Genomic DNA, 16,006 nt, shown 5'->3' with positions numbered 1-16,006 from the left:
ACATCACGACACTCTGACAAGATCGCCAAAGCACGGACGAGGTCGGCGCCGATGGCACGGAAGTGCTGTCAGCGCGACGACACCGGCACCCTTTGGAGCAGCACAAAGATGAGTACGAATACCACCAAAAGTGTCGAAACAGCTGCGAGTCGACGTCGGAACGTGGCAGTTTCACCGAGCATGACGGACGACGACGTCCCGGCCGGTCATTCCACGCGGACCGCGCCGGAGGCCCAGGGGGCATCCACCGGACGACGGGCACGACGGCCACAGGCCGACGCCTCGGCCCCGGCGCGGGCGGTCACGGCACCACGCCCACGAGCCGGCACGGCGGACGGCCCCGGCGATGACGGTAGCGTCGCGACGGTGACCGGCCCGTTCGCCAGGACGGCCGGCGACGCCGTCGCGGGCGGCGGCGAGTACGCCGGCCGGGTCGCCTTCGTGACCGGATCCGGCTCGGGAATCGGCGCCGCCTGTGCCCGCCGGCTGGCCGCGGCCGGCGCCTTCGTCGTCCTGGCCGACCGGGACACCGTCGCGGCCAAGGAGGTCGCCGGCGAGATCGAGGCGGCCGGCGGCACCGCACTGGCGGTGGCGGTCGACGTCGCCGACCCGGAGTCGGTCGCCCAGGCCGTCGCCACGGCGATCGAGGCCGGTGGACGGCTCGACCTCGCGGTCAACAACGCGGGCATCGCCACCGACCGGGCCCCGCTGGAGGACATCTCCCTCGCCGACTGGGACCGGGTTCTCGCGGTCAACCTCTCCGGCGTCTTCTACAGCATGCGCGCCGAGATCCCGGCGATGCTCGCGGCCGGCGGCGGCTCGATCGTCAACATGGCCTCCGTGCTGGGCACGGTCGGCCTACAGGGCACACCGGCCTACGTCGCCGCCAAGCACGGCGTGATCGGACTCACCAGGGTGGCCGCGCTGGACAACGCGACGCGCGGAATCCGGGTCAACGCGGTGGCACCCGGGTTCATCGACACCACGATGGTCAGCTCACACCGCGGGGCGCGCTTCTTCCAGCCGATGAACCGGCTGGGGACCGCCGCCGAGGTCGCCGAGGTCGTCCACTTCCTGCTCTCCGACCGCGCGTCCCTGGTGACCGGCAGCGTCTACTCAGCTGACGGAGGGTTCACCGCCCGCTGATCGCACAGGCGGGCCCCAGCCGACCGGAGTCGGTACCGGCCCGGGCCCCAACGCCGGCTGAACCCCGGCGTCGACCGGGGATCAGCGCAGGTGGAGGCCCAGCAGCTGGTGGAGATCGGCGCCAGCCGAGGATCAGGCTGGCGCAGAATCAGGGCCGGCACGGAATCAGGGCCGGTCAGGGCGGGTGACGCCGTCCCAGCGGGCTGCCGCGAGATCGACCCGATCACCGCCGGGCCGCAACGGGGTGCTGTCCGCGCGCAGGCGTCGCAGTGCCTCGGCGGGCGCGGCGGGGTTCGGCTCCCCGGACGCGCGAATCACCCGGTGCCACGGGACGTCGTCCTCGTGACCGTGCCGTGAAAGCACCGCGCCCACGGTGCGCCCGGTGCCGGCGCCGACGAACTCGGCGACGTCACCGTAGGTCATGACCTTGCCGGCCGGTATCCGGGTGACGGCCTCGAGGACGGCCATCGCGTGGGGGCTCGGCCTTCCCCCGATGTGGATCCGCGTCGCGACACCCGCCGAAACGGTGTCGGGAGACCGCCCCCGCCGAGGCCCGCCGGGCCCATCCGTCGCCCGCGCCATGCCCACCGACCTCCCCAACGCGTTTTCTCCGGGGCTCGCCCTTCCCCGTGCTCGGCCAGCCTCCCCGAGGCTGGTCTCGCACAGCCCAGATTCCTCTCAGCCCGGAACCACGGATTCCCACCCGCACCACCAGATCGCCATCTAGCGGACAAACACCCCATCCGGCGGGGTTGCCTGCTCGCCCTTTGGCATCCTTCTCGCCCTTCGGGAGCGGAATCCGCCGAGATCGACCCCCGAAACGGCGAGGACGGAATCAAAGGGCGAGGACACGATGGTCCGCAAGGCCTCCGGCACGACCGTGGCGGGTGAGTGCGGCTGTGCCGACGCACTCACCCGCCACAGATCTTCCGGGCGCACGCCCACCCAGGAGACGCGGGGGCTGACGGTTGGGGAGACGGATCAGTAGACGGGGAGGGTCTTGTCCACCTGGGTGGCCCAGGCGGTCACGCCGCCCTGGACGTGGACGGCGGTGGCGAAGCCGGCGCCCTTGAGGGTCGCGAGGGCCTCGGCTGAGCGCACCCCGCTCTTGCAGTAGACGACGACCCGCCGGTCCTGGGGCAGCTCGGCCAGGTGCGCCGGCAGCTCCCCCTTCGGGATGAGGCGCGCGCCGGGGATCCGCACGATCTCCCACTCCGCGGGCTCACGGACGTCGATCAGCTCGATCGGCTCGCCGCCGTCCAGCATGGTCCTCAGCTCGGCGGCGGTGATCGTGGAGCCGGCCGCCGCGAGCTGGGCCTCCTCGGAGACCACGCCGCAGAACGCCTCGTAGTCGATGAGCTCGGTGATCGACGGGTTCTTCCCGCACAGCGGGCACTCCGGGTCCTTGCGCACCTTGATCGTCCGGTAGGACATCTCCAGGGCGTCGTAGACCATCAGCCGGCCGACGAGCGGGTCGCCCACCCCGGTCAGCACCTTGATGGCCTCCGTGGTCTGGATCGACCCGATGGAGGCGCAGAGCACACCGAGGACACCGCCCTCGGCGCACGAGGGGACCATGCCCGGCGGAGGCGGCTCGGGGTAGAGGCACCGGTAGCACGGGCCGTGCTCGGCCCAGAAGACGCTCGCCTGACCGTCGAACCGGTAGATGGAACCCCACACGTAGGGCTTGCCGAGCAGCACGCAGGCGTCGTTGACCAGGTAGCGGGTCGCGAAGTTGTCGGTGCCGTCGACGATCAGGTCGTACTGGGCGAAGATCTCCATCACGTTGGAGGTGTCCAGCCGGGTCTCGTGGATCACCACGTTGACCAGCGGGTTGATCTCCCGGACGGAGTCGCGGGCGGACTCGGCCTTGCTCCGGCCGACGTCGGACTGCCCGTGGATGATCTGGCGCTGCAGGTTCGACTCGTCCACCACGTCGAACTCGACGATGCCCAGCGTCCCCACCCCGGCCGCGGCCAGGTACATCAGGGTCGGCGAGCCCAGGCCACCCGCACCGACGGCGAGGACCCTCGCGTTCTTCAGGCGCTTCTGCCCGTCCATCGCGACGTCGGGAATGATCAGGTGCCGCGAGTACCGGCGGACCTCGTCGACGGTCAGCCCCTCGGCGGGGGAGACCAGGGGCGGTAGTGACACGTTGCTCCTCGCCTTCTCTGTCGTACCACCCGACGATGCCACAGCCGCCCGGTCCGGCAGCCGTGATCGGCGGTTCGCGCGACCGCCGACAGCCCACCGATCTCCGGACGGGCCGCCGCAACGGGCGCTCCACATGGTGCAGCGCGTCCCCGGGCCCGGGTGTTCCCCACCCCGCCCGGGACGTCCGGCACCCGCGCGGGGGTCAGGCCGAGCGGCGGGTGGGCCGGGAGCTGACGACCTCGTCGGCCGCCGTGTCCGCCTTCTCCTTCCGGCTCCGGCTCGGCTGGCCCTTCCGGGCCCCGGCCCGGGCGGAGCCAGCCCCGGCCCGGGCGGAGCCAGCCTCGGCCGGGGCCGCCCGCGCGGAGCCGGAGCTCTGGCCGTCACGGCCGGTCCGGGCCGCCTCGATGCTTGCTCGCAGCGCCGCCATCAGGTCACCGGCCGCGTCGACGCCGGGCTGCTCGGAGGGAGGTGCGACGACGTCCCGGCCGGCGATCTTGGCGTCGATCACGGCCTGGAGCGCCTCGCGGTACCCGTCGCGGAACTTCGTGGGGTCGAAGTCGGCGGCGAGGGTGTCGATCAGTGAGCTCGCCATCGCCAGCTCCTGCGGCCGGACGTCCACCTGCTCGTCGAGGACGTCGAACTCGGGCTCGCGGACCTCGTCCGGCCACAGCATTGTTTCCAGGACGAAGACGTCGTCGCGGACCCGCAGCGTCGCGAGCTGCTCGCGCTGGCGCAGCGCGATCTTGACCAGTGCGACCCGCCCCGAGCCGGCGAGCGCGTCGCGCAGCAGGACGTACGGCTTGAGGCCGGTGCGGTCCGGCTCGAGGTAGTAGCTCTTCGCGAAGTAGATCGGATCGACCTGCTCGAGGGGGACGAACCCCAGCACGTTGATCGAGCGGGACGTCGTCAGCGGCAGGTTCGTGAAGTCGTCGTCGGTGAGGACGACCATCTCCCCGTCGGGGAGCTCGTAGCCTTTCGCGATGTCGGCGTAGGCGACCTCCTCGCCGTCGGTCGCGGCGACCCGCCGGTACCTGACCCGAGCGCCGTCCGAACGCCTGACCTGGTGGAACGAGACGTCACGCTCCTGGGCCGCGGGGTAGAGCCGGATCGGGATCGACACCAGACCGAAAGAGATCACACCCTTCCAAATCGAACGCATGTTCACCCCTCACGTCGACTCAACCCAATAGTGACCCACCAGAAGCCCACTGGGAAGCCACGCGGACGAAACGTCGCCTGCGGCCCCGTCGACGGGAATCGACGCGGTCGGTGGGGGTATCGGTGACACGCACCACCGGAAGACGCCGACCAGCCCGAGAGACCGACCAACGCCGAGGGAGACACCCGATGAGGTCACCGACCGACCCCCCGCTGGACGTCCCGGACGCCGACGCCGCCGAGCAGTCCCGGGAGCTTCGCCCGTCGGGGACGACGCAGGCGGGGCTCGTCGAGGGCGCTCAGGGCACCCAGGCCCGCGAGGTCGACGAGTTCGACGCGGTCGAGCAGAGCATCGTGGTCGACCAGGACGACGAGGAGGAATACAGGTAGGCCCCGGTCGGAGCCGGCATCCGGGGGGCGGCCGACCATCGCGGGTACTGTTGGCCACATGTCTGCGCGGCCGCGCACCGACGGCTCGCGCCTGATCGACCTAGCGTCTGATCGACCTAGCGTCTGATCGACGATGCCGGTGACCGACGGGGAGGTACGCCGGTGACAGCCGAGCCCGCGGCGCCACAGTCGCGGCCGGGCCGAACTCCTCGGCTCCCCCGCACAGCGCGCCGCTTCCAGCTGCTTGGGGCCGCCCGCGAGGTGTTCGTCGCCCAGGGCTACCACGCGGCCGCGATGGACGAGATCGCCGAGCGGGCCGGGGTGAGCAAGCCGGTGCTCTACCAGCACTTCCCCGGCAAGCTCGACCTCTATCTCGCGCTGCTCGACGAGCACTCCGAGAAGCTGGTCTCGGCCGTGCGCGCGGCGCTCGCCTCGACCACGGACAACCACATCCGGATCGAACGCTCGATCCGGGCCTACTTCGACTTCGTCGCAGACCCCAGCGGCGCGCACCAGCTCGTCCTGGAGTCCGACCTGCGCAGCGAGCCGGCCGTCCGGCAGCGGGTGGAGAACACCTCGGCGCAGTGCGTGCGCGCGATCGCCGCCACCATCGTCGCGGACACCGGGCTCCCCCAGGAGGAGGCCGACCTGCTGGCGATGGGGCTGGTCGGGCTGGCCGAGTCGGGCGCGCGCTGGTGGCTGCTGCGCGAGGGGCGGGTGTCGAAGGAACGTGCCGTGGAGTCGCTGGTCGAGCTCGCCTGGCGTGGCATCGCCGGTTACCCACAGCAGCCCGCCACCGAGGCGCCCTGACCCGGCCGCCGGCGCGGACGTGTGCCGGCAGCGAACAGCGCTCCACAGCACCCGAACGACGGCCCGCAGGCCATAGTGTGGGCGCTGATCGTCCGTCGGCGGCGGTGGCCGTCGCGGAGAAGTGCCCCTGGAAACTCGACCACGCGGAGGTTATCGAGTGGAGGTCAAGATCGGGATCAAGCACGTCGGTCGTGAGCTGGTACTGGAGAGCACCCAGTCACCGGACACGGTCGCCGCGCTGATCAGCGAGGCGGTCGACGGCAAGACCGGACTTCTCACCCTCGTGGACGAGAAGGGGCGTCGGGTCGTCGTGCCCGTCGACGCGCTCGCCTACGTCGAGATCGCGGAGTCCGAATCGCGTCGGGTCGGCTTCGGCACCGCCTGACAGACCAGCAGACCGGCGCGGCGTCGGCCCCTCGAGGCGAGATGTGCCCTCACCGTCACACCTCACCTCGACGGCCGGCGTCCGCATCCGGGCGGCCCCATCCCGGCAGCCCGGTCAGGTCCCCGCTCCCGCGTTGGTCAGGTCTCCCCTAGGCGGAGAGGCCGAGCGCCGACATCCGCCGGCCGTGCGCGGCCATGATGCGGTTGAAGATGCCGGCGATCTCCTGCAGGTCCCCGACGCCGGCGAGCAGGCCGGTCAGCGCGTCCCGGTCCACCGCGACCCGCTGGGCCTGTGTCAGCGCCTCCCCCACCAGCCGGCGCGCCCACAGCGCGAGCCGGCCCGCCACCACCGGGTTGGTCGCGATGGCGGCCCGCACCCGCTCGACGGCGAACGCCGCGTGGCCGGTGTCGGCGAGCACGCTGAGCACCAGGGCACGCGCCTGCGGAGCGAGCCGGCCGGCGATCTCCCGGTAGAAGTCCGCCGCGATGTTGTCTCCCACGTACGCCTTGACCAGGCTCTCCAGCCAGTCCGACGGCGCGGTCAGGTTGTGGAACGCGGTCAGCGCCGGCACGAACGGCCCCATGGCCTGCTCCAGGTCGACCCCGAGCCGGGTCAGCTCGCGCTCGATGGCCTCGAAGTGCGCGAACTCGGCCGCGGCCATCCGGCCGAGCGCGATCTTGTCCGCGAGCGTGGGGGACATACGGGCGTCCGTCGCCATCCGCTCGAAGGCGGTCAGCTCGCCGTACGCGAGCAGGCCGAGCAGGTCGACGAGCGCCGGGTCGGCGGTGCCGGGCACGGCGAGCGCGGGGTCCGCGGCGACCGGCGCGCCGGTCGCCTCAGTTGCGTCGGTCACATCGGTCGCATCGATCGCCCCGTTCACATCAGCGGGAAGGGTTCCGGTCCGGGTCTGCGAGGTCTGCGCCACAGCGCGATTCTGGCACCCCGCGGCCCGCGCACCGCGGCGCGAGCCCGGCCCGGCGCTTGGTGCCACGGCTCGGCAACCGCACCCCAACAGCGTCGAGCGCCCTGGTAGCGGCTCCGGCGGCGGCCCGGAGTCCGGCCCGCGCGACGGCGCCGCCCGGTGCCCGCGCCGGGCGGCGCCGGCACCTGTGAGCCCCTCGACGAACCCCTTGGACGTCAGCGTTCGCGGAGGCTGTGGGCGAGAACGTTGCAATATCACACCCGCTCGGGGCGAGACACGGGTTATCCTGGGGCTAGCCGGTGGTCATCACACCACCCAGCCATCAGGCCGCTGATCGACTGGCGCCGCCCCGACACCGGGCCGCAGGCGCCGCGCGGCACATCGCGAGCGGGTTCAGCGTAGGACACCGCTCAGAGCAGACCAGGAGCGTCCCGCTGTCCGTCACAAGCACACAAACGCCCGACAACGAACCCATCAGCGACGGCTCTGACACCGCGAGCCCGGCCGAGACCCCGAGTCTGGCCGACACCCCGCGTCTGGCCCCCACCTTCGCCGAGATCGGCGTGCGGGCCGAGACAGTCGCCGCCCTGGCGGAGGTCGGCATCATCCGGCCGTTCGCCATCCAGGAGCTCACCCTCCCCCTCGCCCTCGAGCGCACCGACATCATCGGGCAGGCGCGGACGGGTACCGGCAAGACCCTCGCCTTCGGCATCCCCATCGTCCAGGTCGTCACGGCGCCGGACGAGGGCGCGGACGGCCGCCCGCAGGCGCTCGTCGTCGTCCCCACCCGTGAGCTGTGCGTGCAGGTCACCGCGGACATCGCCCGCGCCGGCCTCGGCCGCGGGCTGCGCGTGCTGTCGGTGTACGGCGGCCGCGCCTACGAACCCCAGCTCAGCGCGCTGCGCGCCGGCGTCGACATCGTCGTCGGCACGCCCGGGCGCCTGCTCGACCTCGCCCGTCAGAAGGCGCTCGACCTCGCGGGCGTGCGCGCCCTCGTGCTCGACGAGGCAGACGAGATGCTCGACCTCGGCTTCCTGCCCGACGTCGAGCGCATCCTCGCGTTCCTGCCGGAGCAGCGGCACACGATGCTGTTCTCCGCGACGATGCCCGGGCCCGTCATCTCGCTCGCCCGCAGGTTCATGACCCGTCCGGTGCACGTCCGCGCGGAGCAGCCCGACGAGGGCCGCACCGTCCCGAACACGCAGCAGCACGTCTTCCGTGCGCACGCGCTGGACAAGATGGAGGTGCTCGCGCGCGTCCTGCAGGCGGAGAGCCGCGGGCTGGCGATGGTGTTCGTCCGCACCCGGCGCACCGCCGACAAGGTCGCCGAGGACCTGGCCCGCCGTGGCTTCGCCGCGGCGCCGGTGCACGGCGACCTCGGCCAGGGCCAGCGTGAGCAGGCGCTGCGCGCGTTCCGCGCCGGCAAGGTGGACGTCCTCGTCGCCACCGATGTCGCCGCGCGCGGCATCGACGTCGGCGGCGTCACCCACGTCGTGAACTATCAGTGCCCCGAGGACGAGCACGCCTACCTGCACCGAATCGGCCGTACCGGCCGGGCCGGCGGCAGCGGTGTCGCGGTCACCTTCGTCGACTGGGACGACCTGCCCCGGTGGACGCTGGTCAACCGGGCGCTGGCGCTCCCGTTCGAGGAGCCGCTGGAGACCTACTCCACCTCGGAGCACCTGTTCGAACTGCTGGCCATCCCGGCCGGGGTGAAGGGCACGCTGCCGCACTCGGCGCGGACCCGGGCCGGCCTGGCCGCCGAGGGCCAGGCCGGCCTCGACGACGGCCTCACCGGCACCGTGGACGTACCCGTCGCGCCGGTCCGCGCCATCAGTGGCGACACGGCCCGCGGCGACGCCGTCCTGAGCGAGTCCGACGAGGACACCGCCACCGACCCGACAGCCGAGCCCGCCCGACGCCGGCGGCGTAGGCGCGGCGGCCGGGGGCGCGGCACGGGCACCGTGCGCGACACCGACGTGGAGTCGATGGACGACGACGCGGCCGGTCCCGGCGCCGACCACACTCCCCGGGCCGAGTCGGCCTGACCCGCCAGCCCGCCAGGGCCCGCGCGGCATGCTTCGGCGTGCCGCGCGCTGGTCACGGGTGGGACCGCAGCGTGAGCCGCACCCAGCTCGGCCGCCCGCAGGCGGGGCAGCGCAGCAGCGACGGGTGTCCTAGCGGCAGCGGGAGATGCACACTCGGCATCAGCACCCACAGCGCCCGCCGCAGGCCGATCGTGCTCGTCCGGCCGCAGCGGGAGCAGGTGACCGCGAGGCTCGTGCCGCGCGGGCCGGGCGGGCGCACCCCGCTGTAAAGGGCCCGCTTGCCGTGCGCGTCCCGGCCGATCGCCGTCGTCGGCCGGCCGGAGGAGCCGGGGCCGCCGACCGGCGCCGGCCCGGACGGCCGGCCACCCGCCGGCTCCGGCCCGGCCAGTCCGGAGGCGCTGCGCAGGCCGCTTTTCGCCGTCCCACGGTGGCGGAGCCGGTCGAAGCCCGCAGACGCGCCCGCGCTCACACCGCCGCGCCCGAGACGGCGGCGTCCGGCCCGACGGCAGCAGAAGCGGCGGGAGCGGCGAGAGGTACCGGCACGCCCGCGATCGCCCGGGCGTGCGTGCGGTACGCCTCCGCTCCCTTGGAACGGCCGGCGGTGGTGAGAATCGACCGCCCCAGGCCCGGCGCCTCGGCGAACCGCACCGACCGCACCACCGGCGGCTCGAGGATCTTCACCTCGTAGCGGGAGGCGACGTCCACGACCACGGCCCGGCTGTGCGCCGTGCGCCCGTCGAACAGCGTGGGCAGGACCCCGCGAACCCGCAGCCGCGGGTTCGTCAGCCGCTGAACGTCCGCGACGGTGTCGAGGAGCTGGCCGACCCCGCGGTGCGAGAGCGTCTCGCACTGCATCGGGATGACGACCTCGTCCGCCGCGGTCAGGCCGTTGATGGTCAGCACGCCGAGCGAGGGCGGGCAGTCGACGAGCACGAAGTCGTACCCGGCGGCGATCTCGACGAGGGCCAGCCGCAGCGCGTGCTCGCGCCCGGTGCGCGAGAGCAGGATGGCCTCGCAGCCGGCGAGTTCGATGGTGGCGGGCAGCAGGTCGCTGCCGTCAGGGGTGGACCGGATCACGATGCCCGCGGGCAGCCGTCCGAGCAGCACGTCGTGGACGGACAGCTCGAGGGAGTCCGGGTCGAGCCCGAGGGAGAACGTCAGGCAGGCCTGCGGGTCCAGGTCGACGAGCAGGACGCGGCGGCCGAGCTCGCACAGCGCGGCGCCGAGGCTGGCCACCGAGGTCGTCTTGGCGACGCCACCCTTCTGGTTGGCGACAGCGAGAACCCGGGCCACACCGAGCAGTGTGCCTACTTTGCCCGGCTGATCACAACACCCTGCGTGACCGAGTCGCGCGCCGGCGGTGACCCCCGGGGCGAACCCCCGCAAGCGGGCGGCATTTTCGCCCACCGAAGCCGACATGTCCGCCAGCCGGCGGTGCCCGGGCCGTGTTCTGGGCGTGTCGCGCGGGCAGGGCGTACCCGGGGCGAGGCGGACCCGCGTTGTACCGCGCGCGGCCGCCCGACCAGCCGGACCATGGACCGGATACGCCGGGCACCAGTGCGGCCGCGCCGACCAGAAGGAGTCACCTGAATGCTCGAGGCCGCCGGTTACCTGCTCGTGGCCGTCCTGCTGATCGCCGGTAACGCGCTCTTCGTCGCCGCCGAATTCGCGCTCGTCGCCGTCGAGCCGCACCAGGTCGAGGAGGCGGCGAACACGGGCGACCGCCGCGCCGGAATCGTCCTGCGGGCGGTGCGCTCGCTGTCGTTCCAGCTCTCGGGCGCGCAGCTCGGCATCACGGTGACCTCGCTGGTCGTGGGCTACATCGCCGAGCCCGCCGTCGCCACGCTGCTCGAACCGCTACTGGACGTCGCCCACATCCCTCCGTCGCCGCGCGAGGTCACCGCGATCGTGCTGGGGCTGGTAGTGGCCACCGTGACGCAGATGGTCTTCGGTGAGCTCGTCCCGAAGAACTGGGCGATCTCCGAGCCGGTGCGGGTCGCCCGGGCGGTCGCGCCGGCGCAGGTCATGTTCTCGCGGGTGTTCCGGCCGCTGATCACCGTCCTGAACGGTTCGGCGAACGCCCTGCTGCGGGCGATGGGTGTGGAGCCCCAGGACGAGCTGCGCAGCGGCCGGTCGTCGGACGAGCTGAGCTCGATCGTGGCGTCCTCGGCCGAGCACGGCACCCTGCCCGTCACCACCGCGGCCCTGCTGAGCAGGTCGCTGCGCTTCGGCGACCGGCGGGCGTCCGACGTGATGACCCCGCGGGTGCGGACGGTCTTCGCCGGGGCGGGCACCTCGCTGGCGGAACTGCTGCGCCTCGCCGAGCACACCGGGCACTCGCGCTTCCCCGTCCTGCGCGAGGACGACGAGATCGGCGAGGACGGGTACGGCGTGGTCGGCGTCGTCCACGTCAAGGACGCGTTCGGAGTCCCGGCGCCGGAGCGGGCGCGGCGGACGGTGCCGGAGATCATGGTCGAGCCGCTGCTGGTGCCCGCGTCGCTGCACTGCGAGGTCCTGCTGCGCCGGCTGCGGCGCGGCGGCCTCCAGCTCGCCGTCGTCATCGACGAGTACGGCGGCACGGACGGCATCGTGACGATGGAGGACCTCGTCGAGGAGCTCGTCGGCGATGTCGACGACGAGCACGACCGCCCGGCACCACCCGACGTGGTGGCCCTCGGCGCCGGCCAGTGGATGTTGTCCGGGCTGCTCCGCCTCGACGAGGTAAGCGAGGCGACCGGAGCCCGCCTGCCCGCCGGCCCCTACGAGACCATCGGCGGGCTCGTCCTGGCCCGCCTCGGCCGGCTGGGAAGGCCGTGTGACGTCGTCCAGGTCGAGGGCCATGAGCTCGTTGTGGCCTCGGTCGACGGCCACCGGATCGACCGGGTACGCCTCAGCCCCACGGAAGCCACGGACGGGACACCCGCCCGGGCGGACGCACCCGGGCATGCTGGTACGTCCGGGCATGCTGGGACGTCCGAGCATGCTGGGACGTCCGAGCACGCGGGCAGGTCCGGGCACGCTGGCACGTCCGAGCGGGCGGGCGACCGATGAACCTGCTGGCTGTTCTCGCCGGCGTGCTGCTGCTCGCCGGGAATGCGTTCTTCGTCGGCGCCGAGTTCGCGCTGATCTCGGCCCGCCGCGACCGGGTCGAGCCGATGGTGGAGGACGGCGACAAGCGGGCGGCGGCCGTCCTGTCGCACATGGAGCACCTCTCCCCCATGCTCGCCGCCACCCAGCTCGGCATCACCGTGTGCTCGCTGGCCCTGGGCGCGGTCGCCGAGCCGGCGGTCGCCCACCTCCTCGAGGCCGGGCTCGAGGCGGCGAACGTCCCCGTCGGCGCCCAGCACGCCATCGCCTTCGTGATCGCGCTGTGCATCGTGGTGTCGCTGCACATGGTGCTGGGCGAGATGGTCCCGAAGAACCTCTCGATCGCCGGCCCGGAGCGCGCGGCGCTCTGGCTGGGCCCGCCGCTGTTCGCGTTCGCCCGGTTCACCCGGCCGTTCATCGCCTTCCTGAACCACTTCGCGAACGCGGTGCTGCGGCTGCTGCGGGTCACCCCGTCGGACGAGCTGGCCTCCGCCTACACCCCGGAGGAACTGGGGGCGCTGATCGGGCAGTCCCGACAGGAGGGCCTGCTGCCCGCCGGTGAGCACGAGCTGCTCACGCACGCGCTCGAACTGTCCGGACGGACCGTCCGCTCAGTGATGATCCCGCTGCCGGAGATCGTCACCGTGCCGTGGACGGTCACCGCCGCCCAGCTGGAGGAGGCCGTGGCCGAAACGGGCTACTCCCGGTTCCCCGTCCGCGCCCCGGGCCAGGACGCCGGTGGCGAGCCAGGCCGTGGCGTGGGGCCCGTGGCGGAGCTGGCCGGCTTCCTGCACGCCAAGGACGTCCTCGGTGTTCCCGAGCAGGAGCGCGACGAGCCGCTGCCGCACCGCCGGCTGCGCCGGATGGCCGAGATCGGGGTCGACCTGCACCTGGACGAGGCGCTCCGCCTCATGCAGCGCACCAACAGCCACCTGGGCCGGGCGGTGGACGCAACCGGCACCACCCTGGGCGTCGTCGCCATGGAGGACGTCGTCGAGGAGTTCGTCGGCGAGGTGGAGGACGCGAGCCATCGCGAGACGGCCGACCCCCGACCATGAACGGCCGGTCCCGCGGGAACGCGGAGCGCCGGGGGCGCGGCCGCGCCCCCACGGGACCGAGCGGCGGGACGAGCGGTCAGCCGGCAGCCGGCGCGGCGGTCTGGATGACCTCGAACGACCAGAGCGTGGCGCCGGACGCGGCCGGCCCACCCGGAGCACCGTGCCCACCCGGGGCGCCGTGGCCGGTGGGAGCACCATGGCCGGCGGGAGCGGCACCCGAACCGCCGGGCTGGCCGCCGGGGTGGCCCTGGCCGGACGACGCCTCCACCCCGGCCGCCCGGTGGCCCTCACTGAACGCCATCGAGGACTGCCACTTCTGGAAGTCCTCCTCGCTGCGCCACCGGGTGTAGACGAGGTAGGTGTCGGTTCCCTCGAACGGGCGCAGGAGCTCGAACCACTCGAACCCGTCCGCCTTCTCGACCATCCCGGCCCGCCCGGCGAACCGCGACTCCAGGGTCTCCCGCATCGCCGGGGGGACCGTGAGGACATTGATCTTCACGACGCTCATGACCGTCACGGTAGTGCGCCGTGCCGCGCCGTGACACGGTCGATCCCCACGTGTGGCGCATGGCCGTGGCCGGGGCCGGGGCCGGGGCCGGGGCCTCGGCACCATCCCCCACCCGGACGGGTACTACAGTCGGCGAGCGTGTCCCGACTTCCCCGGCTGGCTGTGGTCATCGACGCCGGTTCCGGTCCCGGCGCACCGCCCCCCGGTGCCGGCACAGCCGCACTCATCGCCCTGGTGGACGGCGGACTGGACGGCATCGGCGTGATCGCGGGTGACCCGTCCTCCCCGCCGGCCCGGGAGGCCGCCCGCACGCTCGGCGAGTTCGGCATGGCCGACCGCCTCACCATCGTCCCCGGCCCACTGGTGCTACGCACCGGCCCGGACGGCGGTCGCCCGTTCGCACTGGACATTCCCGACCCAGCCGGTGTTGGCCTGGCTGGTGTCGGCCTGGGGCTCGCCCGCCAGGACGCGGTCGTGTTCGTCGGCGCTCCGCCGCCGGCCGTCCCGCCGGCAGGCGATGAAGGCGAGCCGGGCCAGGTGAGCGCCCCGCGGTCCTGGAGTGAGGAGTACTTCTTCGCCGGGGTGTTCCACCAGGAGGTGGAGGGGCTGTACCGGGTCTCGGCCGAACCTGAGCTGGCCGCCGCGCAGGGCCGCTGGATCGGTGAGTACCTGCGCGGGCGCTACCTGCTGCCCTCCCGCCCGGCGATGGTGAGCGCGTCGGGACGGTCCGCCGGCGGACCGCCGGCGGACCACGCCGGACAGTTGCGCCGCCGTCTGTACCTGCGCGCGCTCACCCGGGAGGTGCGCCGGGGACACGCCCGCGCCGCGTCCGCCGGCTACCCGCTGCCGGTGCCAGCCCACCGGGACTAACGCGGACCAGTGCCACACCTGCGAGGGGTCGGAGTGGCACGGGCTTGATCCGTGTTACGGGTGGGCCGCCCGGGTGCGCTCGAGCAGTCGCAGGCGGTCCGTCGCCGCCCGCAGCGTCTCCAGCCGCTTCGGGAAACCGAACCGGACGATGTGCCGACCGTCGGCCGGATCGGCGTAGAAGGACGATCCCGGGACGGCTGCGACCCCGAGCTCGCTCACCAGCCGCCGCGCGAAGGCGACGTCGTCGCCGGCCGGATCCAGGTCGGTGGTGTCGCACATCACGTAGTAGGCGCCGTCCGGTGGACGGAGGGCGAACCCGGTGTTCTCCAGCGCGCCGCACAGGAGGTCACGGCGCACCCGGTACTCCTGCGCGAGCCCGGCGTAGTACTCGGGCGGCAGTCCCATCGCGGCGACGCCGGCGGCCTGCAGCGGCGCGGCGGCGCCGACGGTGAGGAAGTCGTGCACCTTGCGGATCGCCTCGGTGTAGGAAGCGGGGGCGACGGTCCACCCGACCCTCCAGCCGGTGACCGCGTACGTCTTCGACAGCGCGTTCACGGTGACCGTGCGGTCCTCCAGGCCCGGGACGGTCGCCGGCGGGATGTGCCCGCCCGGCCCCAGGTAGTGGATGTGTTCGTAGATCTCGTCGGTGAACACCAGGATGTCGTGCCGCTGGCAGAGCTCCGCGATGAGGGCGAGCTCGTCGGCGCTGAACACCTTGCCGGTCGGGTTGTGCGGGGTGTTGACGACGATCGCGCGGGTCCGGTCCGAGCAGGCCGCGCGCAGCTCCGCCGGGTCGATGGACCAGTCCGGGCCGTGCAGGCGCACCAGGCGGGGGACCGCGCCGGACAGGATCGAGTCGGGGCCGTAGTTCTCGTAGAACGGCTCGAAGAACACGACCTCCTCGCCGGGGTCGACCAGCGCCAGCATCGCGGCGATCATCGCCTCGGTGGAGCCGCAGGTCACGCAGATCTCGGTGTCCGGGTCGACGGTCCAGCCGGGATAGGTGCGGCCGATCTTCGCGGCGATCGCGGCCCGGAAGTCGGCCGCTCCCCAGGTGATCGCGTACTGGTTGACGTCGGCGTCGATGGCCGCCTTCGCGGCTTCCTTCAGCTCGGTCGGGCAGGCGAAGTCCGGGAAGCCCTGCGCCAGGTTCACCGCCCCGTGCCGCAGCGCGAGCCTGGTCATGTCCCGGATCACGGACTCGGTGAAGGTCTGCGCCCTCCCCGAGATCCGCATCGCCGGGCCGGACGCCCCGGCGGTCACGTCCCGCTCGCGGCCCACCCGCGGCGGCTGGTCTGTCGTCTCCTCGGCCACGGACACATGATGGCGCGCGGCCTCAGCGCGCAGCGCCCTCGGCCACGCCACGCAGCGCTGAGGCCGCAGCCGCCTGCGCCGGCCAGCTGGCCTGGCCGACGGGCGGCGGCACAGACGGCGACACAAGGGACGTCGCCCCGGTCCCCACCCCCCTTC

16 protein-coding genes are annotated in these 16,006 nt (G+C 73.2%); 8 read left to right on the top strand and 8 right to left on the bottom strand.

Features of this window, described 5'->3' with window-relative positions:
* Positions 1 to 180 precede the first annotated feature (180 nt).
* Complete coding sequence (locus FMEAI12_RS29535; protein WP_112108612.1) at positions 181 to 1,146, top strand: SDR family NAD(P)-dependent oxidoreductase; 966 nt, start codon at positions 181 to 183, stop codon at positions 1,144 to 1,146.
* Positions 1,147 to 1,311: 165 nt separating this feature from the next.
* Here FMEAI12_RS29535 and FMEAI12_RS29530 read toward each other — a convergent pair whose 3' ends face one another.
* From FMEAI12_RS29530 to FMEAI12_RS29520, 3 genes are all read right to left on the bottom strand, one after another.
* The gene (locus FMEAI12_RS29530; protein ID WP_071059348.1) at positions 1,312 to 1,728 is read right to left on the bottom strand and encodes an MGMT family protein; all 417 of its coding nucleotides are present in this window, start codon (positions 1,726 to 1,728) and stop codon (positions 1,312 to 1,314) included.
* A 399-nt stretch (positions 1,729 to 2,127) separates the two neighbouring features.
* On the bottom strand, positions 2,128 to 3,300 hold the full coding sequence (moeZ, locus tag FMEAI12_RS29525; protein WP_071059347.1) for an adenylyltransferase/sulfurtransferase MoeZ: 1,173 nt from the start codon (positions 3,298 to 3,300) through the stop codon (positions 2,128 to 2,130).
* A gap of 202 nt (positions 3,301 to 3,502) precedes the next feature.
* A complete protein-coding gene (locus FMEAI12_RS29520; RefSeq protein WP_112108633.1) occupies positions 3,503 to 4,459 on the bottom strand; it encodes a Ku protein in 957 nt (318 codons plus the stop codon).
* 188 nt (positions 4,460 to 4,647) lie between these two features.
* Here FMEAI12_RS29520 and FMEAI12_RS29515 point away from each other — a divergent pair, with 188 nt between their 5' ends.
* The 3 genes from FMEAI12_RS29515 to FMEAI12_RS29505 all read left to right on the top strand — a co-directional run bounded on the left by FMEAI12_RS29515 (position 4,648) and on the right by FMEAI12_RS29505 (position 6,043).
* Positions 4,648 to 4,848 (top strand): hypothetical protein, encoded by a 201-nt coding sequence (locus tag FMEAI12_RS29515; RefSeq protein ID WP_071059346.1) that lies wholly within the window; start codon positions 4,648 to 4,650, stop codon positions 4,846 to 4,848.
* A gap of 162 nt (positions 4,849 to 5,010) precedes the next feature.
* Entirely contained in the window at positions 5,011 to 5,658 is a 648-nt protein-coding gene (locus tag FMEAI12_RS29510) for a TetR/AcrR family transcriptional regulator (protein WP_071059345.1), read from the top strand.
* Between the two features lie 157 nt (positions 5,659 to 5,815).
* Complete coding sequence (locus FMEAI12_RS29505) at positions 5,816 to 6,043, top strand: DUF3107 domain-containing protein (protein ID WP_020458563.1); 228 nt, start codon at positions 5,816 to 5,818, stop codon at positions 6,041 to 6,043.
* Between the two features lie 148 nt (positions 6,044 to 6,191).
* Here FMEAI12_RS29505 and FMEAI12_RS29500 read toward each other — a convergent pair whose 3' ends face one another.
* Positions 6,192 to 6,839, bottom strand: a complete 648-nt coding sequence (locus tag FMEAI12_RS29500) for a ferritin-like fold-containing protein (protein WP_368672119.1) — start codon at positions 6,837 to 6,839, stop codon at positions 6,192 to 6,194.
* Between the two features lie 644 nt (positions 6,840 to 7,483).
* Here FMEAI12_RS29500 and FMEAI12_RS29495 point away from each other — a divergent pair.
* Positions 7,484 to 9,013, top strand: a complete 1,530-nt coding sequence (locus tag FMEAI12_RS29495) for a DEAD/DEAH box helicase (protein ID WP_368672118.1) — start codon at positions 7,484 to 7,486, stop codon at positions 9,011 to 9,013.
* 52 nt (positions 9,014 to 9,065) lie between these two features.
* On the opposite strand, the gene FMEAI12_RS37420 is transcribed toward FMEAI12_RS29495, so the two are convergent.
* Positions 9,066 to 9,482 (bottom strand): hypothetical protein, encoded by a 417-nt coding sequence (locus FMEAI12_RS37420; RefSeq protein ID WP_165938407.1) that lies wholly within the window; start codon positions 9,480 to 9,482, stop codon positions 9,066 to 9,068.
* On the bottom strand, positions 9,479 to 10,306 hold the full coding sequence (locus FMEAI12_RS29485; protein ID WP_235014767.1) for a ParA family protein: 828 nt from the start codon (positions 10,304 to 10,306) through the stop codon (positions 9,479 to 9,481). Before FMEAI12_RS29485 ends, FMEAI12_RS37420 begins: the two co-directional genes overlap by 4 nt.
* A 297-nt stretch (positions 10,307 to 10,603) precedes the next feature.
* Between FMEAI12_RS29485 and FMEAI12_RS29480 the strand changes: the two genes are divergently transcribed.
* Positions 10,604 to 12,064, top strand: coding sequence for a hemolysin family protein (locus tag FMEAI12_RS29480; protein WP_112108611.1), 1,461 nt, complete (start codon positions 10,604 to 10,606; stop codon positions 12,062 to 12,064).
* Positions 12,061 to 13,158, top strand: coding sequence for a hemolysin family protein (locus FMEAI12_RS29475; protein ID WP_112108610.1), 1,098 nt, complete (start codon positions 12,061 to 12,063; stop codon positions 13,156 to 13,158). Before FMEAI12_RS29480 ends, FMEAI12_RS29475 begins: the two co-directional genes overlap by 4 nt.
* A 76-nt stretch (positions 13,159 to 13,234) precedes the next feature.
* Here FMEAI12_RS29475 and FMEAI12_RS29470 read toward each other — a convergent pair whose 3' ends face one another.
* Positions 13,235 to 13,666, bottom strand: a complete 432-nt coding sequence (locus FMEAI12_RS29470) for an antibiotic biosynthesis monooxygenase (RefSeq protein ID WP_112108630.1) — start codon at positions 13,664 to 13,666, stop codon at positions 13,235 to 13,237.
* Positions 13,667 to 13,804: 138 nt separating this feature from the next.
* Here FMEAI12_RS29470 and FMEAI12_RS29465 point away from each other — a divergent pair, with 138 nt between their 5' ends.
* A complete protein-coding gene (locus FMEAI12_RS29465; protein WP_112108609.1) occupies positions 13,805 to 14,536 on the top strand; it encodes a hypothetical protein in 732 nt (243 codons plus the stop codon).
* A gap of 54 nt (positions 14,537 to 14,590) precedes the next feature.
* Here the strand turns inward: FMEAI12_RS29465 and FMEAI12_RS29460 are convergent, their stop codons facing one another.
* Complete coding sequence (locus FMEAI12_RS29460) at positions 14,591 to 15,856, bottom strand: pyridoxal phosphate-dependent aminotransferase (RefSeq protein ID WP_112108608.1); 1,266 nt, start codon at positions 15,854 to 15,856, stop codon at positions 14,591 to 14,593.
* Positions 15,857 to 16,006: the final 150 nt, after the last annotated feature.

The sequence above is a fragment of the Parafrankia sp. Ea1.12 genome (assembly GCF_900465275.1).
Classification (GTDB): Bacteria; Actinomycetota; Actinomycetes; order Frankiales; family Frankiaceae; genus Parafrankia; species Parafrankia soli.
This window is presented reverse-complemented; position numbering and strand designations above follow the sequence as displayed.

What these genes read in the sequence shown, in the direction of transcription:
- FMEAI12_RS29515 (WP_071059346.1), top strand. Translation starts at nt 4,648, where the DNA reads ATGAGGTCACCGACCGACCCCCCGCTGGACGTCCCGGACGCCGACGCC.
- FMEAI12_RS29470 (WP_112108630.1), bottom strand. Translation starts at nt 13,666, where the DNA reads ATGAGCGTCGTGAAGATCAATGTCCTCACGGTCCCCCCGGCGATGCGG.
- FMEAI12_RS29535 (WP_112108612.1), top strand. Translation starts at nt 181, where the DNA reads ATGACGGACGACGACGTCCCGGCCGGTCATTCCACGCGGACCGCGCCG.
- FMEAI12_RS29475 (WP_112108610.1), top strand. Translation starts at nt 12,061, where the DNA reads ATGAACCTGCTGGCTGTTCTCGCCGGCGTGCTGCTGCTCGCCGGGAAT.
- FMEAI12_RS29480 (WP_112108611.1), top strand. Translation starts at nt 10,604, where the DNA reads ATGCTCGAGGCCGCCGGTTACCTGCTCGTGGCCGTCCTGCTGATCGCC.
- FMEAI12_RS29530 (WP_071059348.1), bottom strand. Translation starts at nt 1,728, where the DNA reads ATGGCGCGGGCGACGGATGGGCCCGGCGGGCCTCGGCGGGGGCGGTCT.
- FMEAI12_RS29520 (WP_112108633.1), bottom strand. Translation starts at nt 4,459, where the DNA reads ATGCGTTCGATTTGGAAGGGTGTGATCTCTTTCGGTCTGGTGTCGATC.